The 13769-nt window shown below is 62.8% G+C and carries 14 protein-coding genes; 9 read left to right on the top strand and 5 right to left on the bottom strand.

The window, feature by feature from the left end:
- Positions 1-4 precede the first annotated feature (4 nt).
- Complete coding sequence (locus ATN37_RS14885) at positions 5-1264, bottom strand: MFS transporter (protein ID WP_042920631.1); 1260 nt, start codon at positions 1262-1264, stop codon at positions 5-7.
- Between the two features lie 92 nt (positions 1265-1356).
- Between ATN37_RS14885 and ATN37_RS14880 the strand changes: the two genes are divergently transcribed.
- The 5 genes from ATN37_RS14880 to ATN37_RS14860 all read left to right on the top strand — a co-directional run bounded on the left by ATN37_RS14880 (position 1357) and on the right by ATN37_RS14860 (position 6501).
- Complete coding sequence (locus ATN37_RS14880; protein ID WP_003943543.1) at positions 1357-1545, top strand: streptamidine-related RiPP repeat protein; 189 nt, start codon at positions 1357-1359, stop codon at positions 1543-1545.
- A gap of 94 nt (positions 1546-1639) precedes the next feature.
- A complete protein-coding gene (locus tag ATN37_RS14875) occupies positions 1640-2452 on the top strand; it encodes a hypothetical protein (RefSeq protein WP_217018204.1) in 813 nt (270 codons plus the stop codon).
- Positions 2449-3879: a CocE/NonD family hydrolase gene (locus ATN37_RS14870; protein WP_218695340.1), complete on the top strand. Its 1431-nt coding sequence runs from the start codon at positions 2449-2451 to the stop codon at positions 3877-3879. The genes ATN37_RS14875 and ATN37_RS14870 overlap by 4 nt, the downstream gene beginning before the upstream one ends.
- A complete protein-coding gene (locus tag ATN37_RS14865; protein ID WP_217018202.1) occupies positions 3872-5212 on the top strand; it encodes a YcaO-like family protein in 1341 nt (446 codons plus the stop codon). Before ATN37_RS14870 ends, ATN37_RS14865 begins: the two co-directional genes overlap by 8 nt.
- Positions 5209-6501, top strand: a complete 1293-nt coding sequence (locus ATN37_RS14860; protein WP_217018201.1) for a YcaO-like family protein — start codon at positions 5209-5211, stop codon at positions 6499-6501. Before ATN37_RS14865 ends, ATN37_RS14860 begins: the two co-directional genes overlap by 4 nt.
- Here ATN37_RS14860 and ATN37_RS14855 read toward each other — a convergent pair.
- Positions 6448-7419 carry a hypothetical protein gene (locus ATN37_RS14855; protein WP_042453287.1) on the bottom strand — a complete coding sequence of 324 codons (972 nt, stop codon included), beginning with the start codon at positions 7417-7419 and terminating at the stop codon, positions 6448-6450. The two genes, ATN37_RS14860 and ATN37_RS14855, sit on opposite strands and share 54 nt — an antisense overlap.
- 51 nt (positions 7420-7470) lie before the next feature.
- On the opposite strand from ATN37_RS14855, the gene ATN37_RS14850 reads away from it, so the two are divergent.
- Positions 7471-8097 carry a TetR/AcrR family transcriptional regulator gene (locus ATN37_RS14850; protein ID WP_003943606.1) on the top strand — a complete coding sequence of 209 codons (627 nt, stop codon included), beginning with the start codon at positions 7471-7473 and terminating at the stop codon, positions 8095-8097.
- A 6-nt stretch (positions 8098-8103) separates the two neighbouring features.
- Here ATN37_RS14850 and ATN37_RS14845 read toward each other — a convergent pair whose 3' ends face one another.
- From ATN37_RS14845 to ATN37_RS14835, 3 genes are all read right to left on the bottom strand, one after another.
- The gene (locus tag ATN37_RS14845) at positions 8104-8544 is read right to left on the bottom strand and encodes a PAS domain S-box protein (RefSeq protein ID WP_003943598.1); all 441 of its coding nucleotides are present in this window, start codon (positions 8542-8544) and stop codon (positions 8104-8106) included.
- A 111-nt stretch (positions 8545-8655) separates the two neighbouring features.
- Positions 8656-9396 (bottom strand): ABC transporter ATP-binding protein, encoded by a 741-nt coding sequence (locus tag ATN37_RS14840; protein WP_003943539.1) that lies wholly within the window; start codon positions 9394-9396, stop codon positions 8656-8658.
- Complete coding sequence (locus ATN37_RS14835) at positions 9393-10439, bottom strand: ABC transporter permease (RefSeq protein WP_063315976.1); 1047 nt, start codon at positions 10437-10439, stop codon at positions 9393-9395. The genes ATN37_RS14840 and ATN37_RS14835 overlap by 4 nt, the downstream gene beginning before the upstream one ends.
- 114 nt (positions 10440-10553) lie before the next feature.
- On the opposite strand from ATN37_RS14835, the gene ATN37_RS14830 reads away from it, so the two are divergent.
- The 3 genes from ATN37_RS14830 (at position 10554) to ATN37_RS14820 (ending at position 13701) form a co-directional block, all read left to right on the top strand.
- Positions 10554-11756 carry a sensor histidine kinase gene (locus ATN37_RS14830; RefSeq protein ID WP_003943587.1) on the top strand — a complete coding sequence of 401 codons (1203 nt, stop codon included), beginning with the start codon at positions 10554-10556 and terminating at the stop codon, positions 11754-11756.
- On the top strand, positions 11753-12370 hold the full coding sequence (locus ATN37_RS14825; protein WP_003943536.1) for a response regulator transcription factor: 618 nt from the start codon (positions 11753-11755) through the stop codon (positions 12368-12370). Before ATN37_RS14830 ends, ATN37_RS14825 begins: the two co-directional genes overlap by 4 nt.
- A gap of 92 nt (positions 12371-12462) precedes the next feature.
- The gene (locus ATN37_RS14820) at positions 12463-13701 is read left to right on the top strand and encodes an HNH endonuclease signature motif containing protein (protein ID WP_217018200.1); all 1239 of its coding nucleotides are present in this window, start codon (positions 12463-12465) and stop codon (positions 13699-13701) included.
- Positions 13702-13769 lie beyond the last annotated feature (68 nt).

Below are 13769 nucleotides of genomic sequence, written 5' to 3'. Positions count from 1 at the left end.
ATGCTCATTTGTGCGGATAAGGGTCGGTCCGCAGCGCGCTCGCCCACGCGAAGAGCGCCCCGACCAGCGCAAAGATGCACGCAACGAGGTAGGCGGTGCCGATGTCCCAGCGTCCTGCGATTGCCCCGGCAATCAAGGCGCCGACCGGCGAACCACCCCAGGCGACCATCCTCGCCGTGGTGTTCACGCGCCCCTGCAGACGATCCGGAGTCAGGCGCTGACGTGCACCGATGCCATTGAGGATGGTGACGGTCGCACAGCCGGAGTAGACGACGAGCGCCGTGATCGCGGCGCCGGTGTTGCCGGTTGTCGCAACGACGAACAGCACCACCGGGGCGATGGTCAGCGCCCCGACAGTGATCGCCCCGACCGGCCACTGCGCCGGTAGGCGTGGAAGCACGAGCGCCCCGACCACTCCACCCACGGAGACGGCCGTCCACACGGCGCCGATCATCGGACTCGACGTCGAAATCCCAAGCCTCTCGGATGCGTACACCACCAGGAGCGCCGTAACCGCACCCTGCGTCAGGGAATTGACGAAGCCGACGCCGGTCAAGGCTCGCAGAAGCGGCGACCGCCAGAGGAAGCTGAGGCCCTCGCGTATGTCACGCGCAATTCCGGTTCCCGACTTCTTCGGCGCCGCAGGAGTAATCGAAAACGAGGCTCCGATCGAGGCCATGGCCAGCCCGGCCAGTACGTAAGCCAGTGCATCAGCACCCAATGCGTAGGCCGGGCCGATCGAGGCCACAAGCACGCCGGCTATCGCCGGAAAGACAACATCGATCAGCGTGCTGGACGTCCACAGCGCGCTGTTGGCCGCCGGTATCCTCTGCCGACCGACCAGAGCAGGCAGCGCTCCGAAAGCAGCGGCGTCGAACCACACGAAACACGTTCCGATGCACATCGATACGCCGACGGCATGCCACGCCGTCAATACGCCGAGTGCCTGCGCTGCCGGAATACTCGCCAAAGCAAGTGCAGCTACGGCCTGCGCACACAGGATGACCGTCCGCCGGTTGACTCGGTCTGCCACGGCGCCGGCGAACAAGCCGAACACGAGATACGGCAGAACCGTCCCCGCAGCCGCGAGCGAGGTGAGAAACGGAGACCGGCTGATGTCGAACACCAGGATCGGCATGGCCACTCCGGTGACCGCCGCACCGGCTACGGCAATCGTACGAGCCGTGAAGAACAATCGAAACGATCTGTCCCGAAAGACATGTGGTTGCGCTTCGACGGATCCCGTCGTCGGGGTCTCGCTCATGTATGCACTCTCTTGTACCTGTTGCTCTCCGTGGCGATCTTTCGTACGGTGGCATCGTAATGGAAATGGTTTCCATTACGGAAGGGATGACAATGAGCAACATTTCGTTCGACAGCGTCTCCAACTCGGCTCCGGCCAATGCACTCCAGGGCGTCGGCACCAACGCTCTCGTCGACAACCCGTTCACCTTCGAGCCGGTTGCCGAGGCAACGTCCGCACACGCCCTGCAGGGTGTGGGCACCAACGCCCTCGTCGACAACCCGTTCAGCTTCCAGAGCTGAAACCTCCCCTGATCCAGACTGTTTCGACAGTCTGATCAGCCGATGACCCCGCCCGCATCCGACTCGTCGGGTGCGGGCACCGACAAGGAGATCCGTGTACGCCCTCGCCGACGGACACCAGCTGTATCCGACCCCGGACGGCACTTGGCATTACCTGACACCGGACGAGAACGCGGTCACGATCGGCGCGCCGGCCGAAGACCTCGCGGAACTCGACAACTTTCTCAGGCGCTCTGGTTCGGTGCTCGGCCCGGGAGCTATCGAGATCGCCGACGCCCTCGTCTCTCGCGGCGTGCTGGCTGTTCCAGGTCAAGTGCCAGAGATTCCGCGCCCACAGCGTGTGCTGATGGACGGGATCGGGCCCGTTGCCGATGCTTGCATCGCCCTGCTCTCCAAGGCTCTTCCGCATCTCGAGGTCGTATCCACCACTGCGCCAATCGAAGACGATGTTGCGTCGTCGGACCTCGTACTGTCGGTTGCCGACGCTCCTCCTCACGACGCGTGGTCGGAACTCGATACCTGGTGCCGCCACAGCCGAACTCCGTGGCAACGCGTCCACACGGAGCTGGGTGAGATCTGCATCGGTCCCTTCTTCGACGGCATCGACAGCGCAAGCTACCGGGACGTCTGCGGTCGACGGCTTGCCGCGTCGCGCGTCCCGGATCATCTGCAGGCACTGTGGAATCACCTCGCCGGCAGCGAACCTCGCCCGCTCGAACTTTCACCCACCGCAGCCGCAATGGCCAGTGCGCTTGCATGTTCGGACGTCGTGGCTGGTGTGCATGGCGCACCGCCATCACACCTTCACCACCAGATCCGGATGAATCCGCGAACCCTCATGATGACTCGCCATCCCGTGCTACCACTGCCCGGCGGCGTTCTCGAACCCGCGCCGACGCTCCGGTGATCTCACTCGGAGTGAAGATCCCGGCAGCAGACGGTTCTTCGTTGGCTACGGATGTGCTTCTCCCACCGGATTCTTCACCGCGGGGACTGATCGTGATCCGCACCCCGTACGGGCGTGGATGGCATCTGGCGGAGGGGATCGAATGGCGATCACGAGGAATTGCATTCATCTCGCAGGACGTACGCGGACGGCACGATTCCACCGGCTCTTGGGTACCGTACGTCCACGAGCGCGAGGACGCCGCCGCCCTGGCCGAGTGGCTGCAGGATCAGCCGTGGACACCGGAGTGCGTCATCGCAAGCGGGGCTTCGTATGCGGCCGGAACCGCCTGGGCATTTGCTGGCGAGACCAACAGCGCCGATCGGTCATTTCGTGTAGACGGCGTCGTCTCCAAGGTGCCGACCATCGGAAGCGACCGCGTCAAACGTGATCCCTCGGGGATACTTCTCCTCGCCGAGCATCTGGCGTGGTGGGGCGAGCACGGAGATTCGTCTTCCTCTCGTGAGGGTTTCATCCCTGAACTGATGCGTTCGGATTCGTCTTTGCTGGAACATCTCCCGGTGCAGTCGATGATCGAGGAGGTCGGCCTGACCTCCGATTCACCGGGCTGGTTGACGCCGATCCTTCGCGCTCGTAAACGCGAAGACTTCGGTGGCGATGATCTGGTGTCCGCGGACGAACTCTCCGAACTCGACATCGCCGGGCTGCACATCGGCGGTTGGGACGATGCGATGATTCGGGAGACACTGCGGCACTTCACGTCCGTTGGGCGCGGGCCGCAGAGTTTGATCGTGGGCCCCTGGGCGCACGACCTCCGCCCTGGAATGGTCGGCGAGACAAGTTTCGGCCGCCTTCAGGTCGAGTGGATGGAATCGGTATTCGCTGCGCGGCCCCTGACCATCAATCGGGTATTCGACCGGGGTGTCGGCGAATGGTCGACCGAACCGTTTGTCACGGGTGCGAATCGCGTTCATCTCGAACCAGATCGGAAGGATGCGGCCTGCAGCTTCCTGTATGACGCCTCACGGGACCGAAACAACTGTGTTGTCTTGACTTTCGATATCAAGCACGACTCCGTACTCTCCGGAACACCATCGGTGGAGCTGAAAGTGTATTCACCCGAGGGCGAAGCCGATTGGATCGCCGAACTGAGCGTCGTCGATCCCGCTGGAGTTACCAGATCGATCGCACGGGGCGCGGGTGTCAGCCTGCAGCCGACGATGGTGACAATCGATCTGGATCCCGTGTTGCACACTGTGCGCGCGGGTGATGTCTTGACGCTGCGGATCGCCGGCTCGGACTTCCCACGACTCGCACGCAATCTCGGAGACGGTGATCGCTATCGAGGAACACGCAGTACCGCACTGCACCAATCATTTTCCGGGTCGTTGACCCTGCCGATACGCGGAGGAACTGCCGGTGGATGACTTGCTGGTCGACGACCGGAGCGGCGTGCTGACCTCACTGGAACCTCACATTCGCTCGGACATGCCGACAGGCTGGGTCGGTTGGGCCGCGAGGGTGGCCGACACCAGAAACTTCGGCGGCAGCGGTTCACTGTTTCGCGCGGACCCTTACGGATTCGGGGCTTCGATACGCAACGACGCAGCGGCCCGCGGGGCGGCAACCGGTGAGGCCGTCGAAAGATATTGCGGCAACGTGGTCCCCGAAGATCTGGTCCGCAGCAGTGCGTCAGCGCTGGAACTGGCCGGCTCACGGGTCGTCGATCCGGCGAAATTTGCGTTGTACAGCGAGGATCAGTACTGCCTTCCCGGATTCCCCTTTGTTCCCTTCACCTCTGATCTGAACATTCGCTGGGCATTGGGTCACACCATGGACGAAAAGGTGCCCACCTACGTGCCTGCGGCCCTGACTTATCTCGGGTACTACACAGGCACCCGTCGCTACGAGCCACCGATCGCGTCGTTGCAGTACGCCGGAATCGCAGCGGGACGCTCACGCGACGAGGCCGAGATGTCAGCTCTGCTGGAACTTCTCGAACGCGATGCCACCGCGCTGTGGTGGTGCGGGGACCGGTCACAGCCGGCGATCGAGCTTTCCGACTGGGAGCGGTTGCCTGCGCACCGCCAACTCGGGGATCTGGAGAGCCAGACCCGGAGCGTTCGAGTGCTGCTGCTTCCCTCCCCCTTCGGCATTCCCGTCGCCGCAGCGTGGATCCGCGATGACCGACGTGGACTGGTCGCGCTGGGCACAGCTTGTCGACCGACGGTGGAGGCGGCAGTCTCGAAGGCGCTTGTCGAGGCGTATGCCGTACTTGCCATCACGATCGACCTCGCCGACCCCGACGGGCCGACCTGGCGCAGCGTGGCGGACGGAACGCTGCCGGCGCACCTGTACAAACCCTTTCGGGCCGACCGTCGTTACCGGGACGAGTTCGATCCGCAATGGAAAGACATCGTCGATCTGCCGACCGTCGCCCAACTTTATCTCGATCCCGTGATGGCCCTGGCCGCAGAGGAACATCTCTTCGACTACACCGAAACACTCTCGGTATCAGAGATTCCCGACGAAGCGCCGTTGGATCTGGCTTCTCTCGTAGCGCTTCTGATGTCACGGGGACACCAGCCGATTTCCGTCGATCTCACCACCGGCGACATCTCGATTGCCGGGTTGCACGTCGTCCGCATCCTGACTCCGGGCCTGTACAACAACGCCCCAGCAGCCTTTCCCCTTCTTGGAGGTAGCAGATTGACCAGCGCATCGACCACCCATCTGCATCTGCCGGTCCCCCTCGCATGACATCTTCGCTCGTCGACCGCCGAACTGGGATCATTCGAGAGTTGGTCGACGCCGTTGTTCCCCAGCACTTTCCGCCCGAGTTCAAGCTGATTCACTCGTATGTCAGTGATTCAGCACGCTTTTCACCCTGGTCCAGTGACTCGGCCGGCGCCGGATATTGCTTCGATCTGGGTGACCGTGCGCGGCCTACCGCAGCTGCGATAGGCGAAGCGGTGGAACGGTATTGCGGCAACATCGTCGCCAAACCGATCGTCCGCGAGTCCGCCGAAGCGATGATCGGAGCAAGCATCGACCTGTCACAACTCGCGCGTTTCGATACTGCCCAGTACGCGCGGCCACAGTTCCCGTTCGTCGAACCAACCGACGATCTGGAGATGGACTGGACTCGCGGAGCCGACCTGATCACGGGTTCGGATATCTGGGTACCGGCCGAACTCGTCTGGGGTTCGTATCCTCATTTCGTCGCCCGGACGGGTCCGGCGATCTCTCCAGTAGCTCAGGCGGGTCTCGCCGCCGGTCCCACGACGGAATTCGCGATACGGAATGCACTGCGCGAGATAGTCGAACGAGACGCGATGACGTTGTCCTGGAACGGAAGACGCGGCGTTCGGATCGTCACCGGCATTCCCGAGGTGCTTCGGCGACTGGGGAATCACGGCACCCTCTCGACCAGGTGGTTGTCATTCGACAGCGATTTCGGGATCCCGGTGCTCGGCGCCCTCGTCCACGACGGACTCACCGGATACTCGACCATCGGTACCGCCTGCCACGAAGAAGCCCAGACGGCTGCGTTCAAGTCACTCGGCGAAGCGCTTCAGCTGCAGCTGCTTTCCGCCGACTACGACAACCCGGAGAGCGGCATCGGTCGAGCCGCGGCCTCCCCGACCAGTCCGCTTGCGCCTTGGCGAGCTGACCGAAGCTATGCAGGCGCCTACCGATCGGATTTTGCCGACGTGATGGACTACGGATGCCACCTGCAACTTCACCTGGACCCGGAGATCCAAGCACGATTCGAGAGTGAGCTGGTCGGTGCCGTCGTCGGCGAGGTAGGACTCGACTCTCTGACATCAGCCGCCGGCACCGAAAGCGCTCTGACGGCAGCCGGTTTCCGGCCGGCATGGGTCGATCTCACCACAACTGATGTTCTCCACGCCGGCCTGCACGTCGTCCGCGTCGTCGTACCCGGTTGTCTCACCAATGCGGCCGCCGGATTGCCGTTTCTCGGCTCGCCCCGACTAGTGGACAGTCTTGCCGGACGATCGGCTCGCACCATCCCATTGCCGCACTGACAGTTCGGGAACCGCCGCTTGCAACGACTCGGTGGTTTCCACCGCGTGGAACCACGTCGGCTTCGAGATCGCGGCATCCCGAATCACCTGCACGGCGCGCGCGGCGATAGCTGCCGTCGCGACCGACTGGCTACGCCCCGAAACCCACAGCGCCGGGCCGGTATCCGCTCGGGCCATCGCTACCCAACGATCCGAGCCCCACAGCTTCTTCGGCACGACCTTCTGTAGCGCGGGTGCCCACGTCATGGCCGCAAGTCCGAGCGTCGCGGTGGACGTGTCCAATCGCAGGTACGTCCTGACCGGAACACCGAGGTCTCGCGTCAACGCATGCTGGTCCGAAAAGTCGGCCCGCACAGCAGGACCGGTGCGGTATCCGGTCGCATCGGCCGGTATTCGAAACGTCTTCATCCCGGTGTAGTTGCGAATCGATCGTCCGTCGGGATCAGGAAACCTCGTGCCCAACATCCCGTACGTCCACGCCGTTGCGGCCGGCCCGTGTAGTTCTCCACCGCCGAGGCCGATCAGGATGTCCACGGGTCCGTCGCCGAGTCGATGCGCCTCGGTTGCAAGGACACTGGTCAATCCCGGCGCCAACCCGACGCCCATCAGAACGGGTCCGTCGACCGCTTCCAATTCTTCGCAGTAGCTCGAGGTCGCCGTGATGTCGACGAATGCCGCCCCACCGCGTACCGCTTCGTCGGCCAGGCGAACATCCTCGAAACCCGACGCATTCACCACGACATCGAAGTCTCGAACCACAGTCGAATACGCGCCTGGTTCTTTAAGATCAACGACGACGTCCGCGCGGGCAGGGTCACGGCCGGCGGAGTACGCGGAGATTTCGGGGACCTTCGCGAGTTGTTTCATCAGGGGAATCCCGACGGCACCGTAGCCACCGAGTACAAGAACCTTCGTCATTACTTCGCCTCCCGAGTCGCTAGAGTTCGACTCTAGAGTTAGACTCTAATCATGACTGAGGTTCTTCGGGAAGACACGTCGGCGCGGCGCAAGATCATCGAGGCAGCGCGTGAGGTTTTTGTCGATCCCGGCTACGCGGCCGCCACGATCAAGCAGCTTGCCGCGGCGGCGGGCGTGTCGGTGCAGAGTGTCTATTTCGTGTTCGGCAACAAGCCGAGCGTGCTGTCAGCACTGCTCGACGTGGCCGTTGCGGGCGACGAGGAAAAGACGGCAACTCTCGACCGTCCGTGGGTGGCGGCAGCACTAGGCGCCCCACATCCACTCGGGCAACTCCGGATTCAGGTTCACCACGGACGGCTCATTCTGGAGCGCACCGCAGACATCCTGCTGGCACTGCGGGCTGCCGCTTCCGCCGACGAGGACGCCGCCCGCCTGTGGCAAATCAACCGCACTCAGCGACGCACGGTGCAGGAACATCTGATGGTCGGCATCGTCGAAAAAGCGCCAACCGTCGACCTCGAAACAGCCGTGAACGTCGCACTCACGCTGCTCAGTCCCGAGACCTATACAGACCTCGTGGTCGGCGCGGGTTGGACCGGCCAACAGTACGAAGAATGGGTGGTCAACACCCTTGCCGCCACCCTCGGCCTGGACCGAACCGTCAAATCCCGGAAGTAGCTGGGATTACTTGGTGGGCTTGTCGTCGATGTGCCGTGGGTTGTTCCACAGGCGCTCCGTCAGATCGTGGAGGACGGCAAGGGTGATCGTGTCGTCGTCCCGTCGGAGCAGAGACTGACTGACCGTCGCGCGCACCAACGTGGAGTCGGAGTGCACGAACTCCTTGACCGAGCCCGGCTCGGAACTCAGTTCACGATGGGCCTGCTCTGCACTGACGTCGTCGGCATCCTTGTCGTAGAGGATGTCCTGCAAACGCAACGCCGAGACGGCCTTCTTGGGATATCCCAGCATGTCAGCGAAAGACGGGTTGGCAAAAACGATGCTGCCATCGCGGTGAACGGCCATGACCGGCACCGGAAGCCTGTCGAGGAGAATCAGGGCAGGCATCTGCTCCAGATCCGCAATCGGCGATTGTGGCGGCTGCGCAACGTTGCGGCGGCGTTCCATAACACGTCCTCTCAAGTTGCCCGAGTCGACAACAGTCTAACTGCCCAGCAAATCGCGGGTTGACTTCCCGCCCGGATGCAGTGACGAATGCCCGAATCGTGCCCGCCTGAGTCACGCCGCGAGCGCCTCCTGATCCTCCGCCAAGGAACCGTCAACAACACGATAGACAGTATCCATCCGAGACAGGTGACTTCGGTCGTGTGTCACGAGAAGGGTTGCCGCCTCGCGTTCCCGCACCACCCCGATGATCAGATCCATGACAGCGGCACCGCGCTCCTGATCGAGCGCACTCGTGGGCTCGTCGACCACGAGAAGCTGCGGATCGTTCATCAATGCTCGCGCGAGATTGACGCGCTGTCGCTGCCCGCCCGACAGCTGGGACGGCCGTTTTCCGCTCTGATCCGCGAGCCCGACAGCGTCCAGCAAATCCATCGCTTTTGATTTCACGGCCTTGCGACGGGCCCGTGACGTGAACACGGACTGCCCCAGATGCGCCATCACCTCGAGCTGCTCCAGTGCAGTCAGCGAAGACACGAGGTTCGACTGTTGGAAGACGATGCCGATCGACGAGCGTCGCAGCTCCGACGCCGCCCGCCGACTCAGCGCAGCGATGTCGGTGCTGCCTTCCGGCGTCCGGAGATAGACGTGCCCGGAATCCGGACGGATCAGCGTCGACGCCACCGCCAACAGGCTGGACTTGCCCGAACCCGAGGGCCCGGTGATCGCGGCGATCTCGCCGCGGTGCAGTCGCAGAGACACGTCGTCCAGCGCCGTCACCCGCGATTGCCCATCGGGAAACGTCAGATCGACGTTCTGGATGTCGAGAACTGTGGTGCCGGTTGTCATGGTCATCGTGCGCTCCCCAATGCTGTGAGTGGATCGGTGGTCGAGAGGAATCGAAGTGCAAAGGCCGCGCCGAGCAGACCGAGCCCGATCAATGCCACGGCAGGTACGACGGTGGTGGATGCGTCCAGGACAAACGGCATGGCGTCACCGATCAGCGATCCGGCCACGGCCGTCAGCCCGATTCCGACGGTGACACCGGCAATCAGAACGATGAGCGCCTGACCCAGTGCGTCGCGCACCAGCGAAGCGGTAGTCGCACCGAGCGCTTTCAGCGTCGCGATGTCCGGAGTTCGCTGGATCGTCCACACCGTGAAGAACGCACCGATCACCAGGGCTGAGATCGCGAACAACATGAGCGTCATCAACGTCAACGACCCGTTCTCCGACTTGTACGAACCGATCGCGTCGAGCGAACCGCTGACCGTCGTCGACGTCGTCGCAGCCGCCTTGTCCGTTGCGGAAGCGTCGGAGGCTCCGGTGACAGCCAGTACTGTCGCAACTCCGCCGCGTGGATTGGCCGCCTGCCAGTCGTCGAGCGTCATCCAGACGACGGGCGAATGGCTGTACCAGTCGTCACCGCGAACGGCGCTGACGGTGAACTGCTTCGTACCGACGCTCACCTGATCGCCGGCGCCCGCCCCCAGTTCGCGGGCGGCACCTTCGCTCAACACCACAGTGCCTGACGCCGACGGCGTCACGTCACCGAAACCGCCATCAGCGCCGAACAGGGCCACCGACTTCTGATTTCCGTCGGCCAATCCCGCTTTCCCGCGACCGATTCCGATGGGATCGACGTCCTTCGACGTGGAGGTCCAAGCGTTGACCTGGTCCTGCGTGAGCGCCGACTCGTCGAACGACGCCCCGGCTCCGGTGTCGGCGAACACCACCGTGTCGGCATTCATGGCCTCGATGGCCGACACGTTCTGATGGCGAAGTCCTGCAGTCAACCCGCTGAGAAAACTGACCAGAAGTGCAACCAACAGAACCACGACGGAGATCAGCGCGAAACGACCTCGCGCTGCCCGTAAGTCCCTCATTGCGACAAACACTGTGAATTCCTTTCCTGTGCTTGCCTCTACGCTCTCGCGGATGCAGACTCTTTCCATCGCACCTCGGATCGACATTCCAGCGCTCGAAAGAACCATCCCGGTTTACAACTTTTGATGGATGAACCAGGCCCGAACCTCGCTAAGCTGGGCGAGATGCACCGATCTCCGCTCACGCCTGTCTTCGCCGGCCTACAACTGGGCCTGCATGTCCTTGTCATGGCGCTGGCCGGTGTGGTGTTTCTTCGAGCGCTGATCGACGAATCCGACCTGACCGCAACAATCATCGCGTTGGCCGTGATCTTTGTTGCCGTCTATCTTTTCGGGGTCGCCAAAAGGCTGCGCGGCAACGCTGCCCGCTGGTGGCTGGCCGTGCTGACCCTCGTCTGGATCGCGACGATGGCGGTATCCGCCGACGCCGCCTACCTCGCGTTCGGACTCTTCTTCCTCTATCTCCATATTCTGCGACGCCCCTGGAGTCTTCTCGCCGTCACCGCGGCAACGGCTGTCGCCGTGGTCGGCACCGGCCTGCATCGTGGATGGACGATTGCCGGCGCCGTCGGCCCGATCATCGGCGCTGCCGTAGCGGTTGCAATCGGCCTCGGATATCAAGCGCTGTACCGCGAGGCAGCCGAGCGCGGTCGTCTCATCGACGAGTTGATGAATACTCGTGAAGAATTGGCGTCGACGTCTCGCGATGCCGGAAAATTCGCGGAACGTGAAAGACTCGCCGCCGAGATTCACGACACCGTGGCCCAAGGACTTTCGAGCATCCAGATGCTCCTTCACGCTGCCGAACGCGCCGATCCGGACAGCCCGGCCATCCGTCAGATCAGCCTCGCACGGGAAACTGCCGCGGACAGTCTTGCCGAAACCCGCCAACTCATAGCCGAATTGACGCCCGCGGCCTTGGACGGTCAGTCGCTCGCCGACGCGCTTCGTCGAATCTGCGAACGCGCGAGCAGTCCTGAACTGGAAGCGCGCTCCGTGGTCGAAGGCGAGGCAGTGCGGCTGCCGATGCCCCTCGAAGCAACATTGGTACGCATCGCTCAGGGCGCGGTGTCCAATGTTCTCCGCCATGCCGATGCAACCAGAATGGCTGTGACACTGACCTATTCCGATGACACCGTCAGCCTCGACGTGGTCGACAACGGTCGCGGTTTCGACGTGGCAGTTCTCGAACGTGGCCCGGCGGAATCTTTTGGCCTCAACGCAATTCGCCGGCGCGTCGAACTGCAGGGCGGGACTTTCTCCATCGAGTCCGAGCCGGGACACACGGCCGTCGCAGTGACGTTTCCTCTCGAAGTCGGCGAACCGTGATCCGCCTGCTGCTCGCCGACGATCACGCGATCGTGCGCGCCGGGTTACGAGCGCTGCTCGAAAGCGAAGCCGACATCGAGGTAGTCGGCGAAGCGGGCACCGCCGAGGAAGCCATAGCCTTCTGCGCCACCACGCCGGTCGACCTCGTGCTCATGGACCTGCGATTCGGCCCCGGGAAGACGGGCGTCGACGCCACCCGCGCGGTGTGCGCGCTTCCGAATCCGCCGCACGTACTCGTTGTGACCAACTACGACACGGATGCAGACATCTTGAGCGCTGTCGAGGCCGGGGCCAGCGGGTACCTACTCAAGGACACACCACCGGTCGAGTTGCTGTCAGCCGTCCGCGCCGCTGCGAGCGGGGACAGCGTTCTCTCCCCCGCCATCGCGTCGAAGCTCATGACTCGGGTACGCAAACCCGAAACCAGCCTCAGCCCAAGGGAAATCGAAGTTCTGAAGTTGGTGGCGGCGGGTCGCTCCAACCGAGAGATCGGCAAAGAACTGTTCCTGAGTGAGACCACGGTCAAGTCGCACCTGGTTCACATCTTCGGCAAGTTGGGAGTGAAGTCGCGGACGTCGGCGGTAGCTCGTGCGCGGGAGCTGGGTTCGATCTGACATTTGCCCGAATTGTCGAAAGTAGCTGGACAGCAGCAATTTCCGCCTGCGATTCTCTTGTGTTCGAAACTTTGTTCGATTAGACTTTGAGCATGGACAGTCGGGAAGCGTGGCAGCTGGATGGCGAGGACCTCAAGGGTGAGGTTCTGGATCTGGCGCGCGCCCGGCACGAGTTGCAGTCGCGGATGGTGTTGTTGATCGTGGAGATGTTTTCCCGGGACGTTCTCGGCGGGAAGGGTTTTCGGGCGATCGCACAGTGGTTGCATGGTTCGACGAATCTGGAGATCGGTGAGTGCAGCCTGCTGGTCGGGTTGGCGCGGTTGTTGATGCTCGAACCTGTTGTCGCGGATGCATTCCATCGCGGTGACGTGGATGCGTTGAAAGCCCGTCAGGTGGCGTCGTTTTGTCAGCATCCACCGAAGAACATGACCGTGGCGGATGTGGACAAAGCCCGCGGGATTCTGTTGGGTTTGGCGTCGAAGAACATTGCTGATTGTGATGCGGTGCGGGCAGCGATCCGGCGGATCGAGAAGCAGTACGGCAAGCGTGAGGACGGCGTTCCGGTGGGTGAGGATTCGGAGCGTAACGAGTTCTACGCCTCGAAAGGCTTGTACGGGCGGGTCACTGTGAAGGGTGATTTGGATGCCGTGAACGGGGCGCGTCTGATCACGTTGTTGTCGAGTCTGTCTGCGCCGACGCCGGAGAAGGACGGCGTGAAGGACACGCGTACTCCGGCGCTACGGCGGGCGGACGGGTTCTGCGAGTTGTTGCGGCGGTACGAGCGGGCGGGGTTGGGTCCGATCGAGGGCGGGGTGAAACCGCACATCACGGTGACTGCGTCGGCAAAAGATATGACAGACCTTAAAGTTCTGAAAGACCTGTTGCCGTCCACCGAGGAGTTGGGGTTCGCGTGGACGGATTGGATAGGTCCGATCAGTATCGACACCGCACGGATGTTGGCCTGCGACTGCACCGTCACCCGGATTTTGTTGGACGAGAATGGTGTTCCGCTCGACTGCGGCAAGGAAGCGAGAACGGCGACAGTTCCGCAGCGGCGGGCGTTGGCGGTTCGCGATGGTGGGTGCGCGTTTCCGGGGTGCGGGACACCGCCGGGGTGGTGCGATGCCCACCATATTGTTCACTGGAACGATGGTGGCCCAACAGATCTCGACAATCTGATCTTGTTGTGCGGTCATCACCACCGGACGCTGCACCACACGGAGTGGCGGGTGGAGATCGGTCCCGACCGAAAAACAGTGTTCTACCCACCCATGTCGATCGATCCGTATCAACAGCCGATCGGTGGGAACAGCCCACCGACAGCGGCGTGAACCGACATAACTGATGTCCGTCTTGCGACAGCATCTGTCTCCACTTCGACACGCAGGACCAATAGGGT

The sequence above is a fragment of the Rhodococcus sp. MH15 genome (assembly GCF_019266045.1).
Classification (GTDB): domain Bacteria; phylum Actinomycetota; class Actinomycetes; order Mycobacteriales; family Mycobacteriaceae; genus Rhodococcus_F; species Rhodococcus_F qingshengii.
The sequence above is the reverse complement of the archived record's forward strand: the minus strand, read 5'-3'. Positions and strand labels throughout refer to the sequence as shown.

Excerpts from the sequence above, each read along its gene's own strand:
- ATN37_RS14885 (WP_042920631.1), bottom strand. The coding sequence starts at position 1,264 with ATGAGCGAGACCCCGACGACGGGATCCGTCGAAGCGCAACCACATGTC.
- ATN37_RS14880 (WP_003943543.1), top strand. The coding sequence starts at position 1,357 with ATGAGCAACATTTCGTTCGACAGCGTCTCCAACTCGGCTCCGGCCAAT.
- ATN37_RS14860 (WP_217018201.1), top strand. The coding sequence starts at position 5,209 with ATGACATCTTCGCTCGTCGACCGCCGAACTGGGATCATTCGAGAGTTG.
- ATN37_RS14855 (WP_042453287.1), bottom strand. The coding sequence starts at position 7,419 with ATGACGAAGGTTCTTGTACTCGGTGGCTACGGTGCCGTCGGGATTCCC.
- ATN37_RS14850 (WP_003943606.1), top strand. The coding sequence starts at position 7,471 with ATGACTGAGGTTCTTCGGGAAGACACGTCGGCGCGGCGCAAGATCATC.
- ATN37_RS14845 (WP_003943598.1), bottom strand. The coding sequence starts at position 8,544 with ATGGAACGCCGCCGCAACGTTGCGCAGCCGCCACAATCGCCGATTGCG.
- ATN37_RS14840 (WP_003943539.1), bottom strand. The coding sequence starts at position 9,396 with ATGACCATGACAACCGGCACCACAGTTCTCGACATCCAGAACGTCGAT.
- ATN37_RS14830 (WP_003943587.1), top strand. The coding sequence starts at position 10,554 with ATGGATGAACCAGGCCCGAACCTCGCTAAGCTGGGCGAGATGCACCGA.
- ATN37_RS14820 (WP_217018200.1), top strand. The coding sequence starts at position 12,463 with ATGGACAGTCGGGAAGCGTGGCAGCTGGATGGCGAGGACCTCAAGGGT.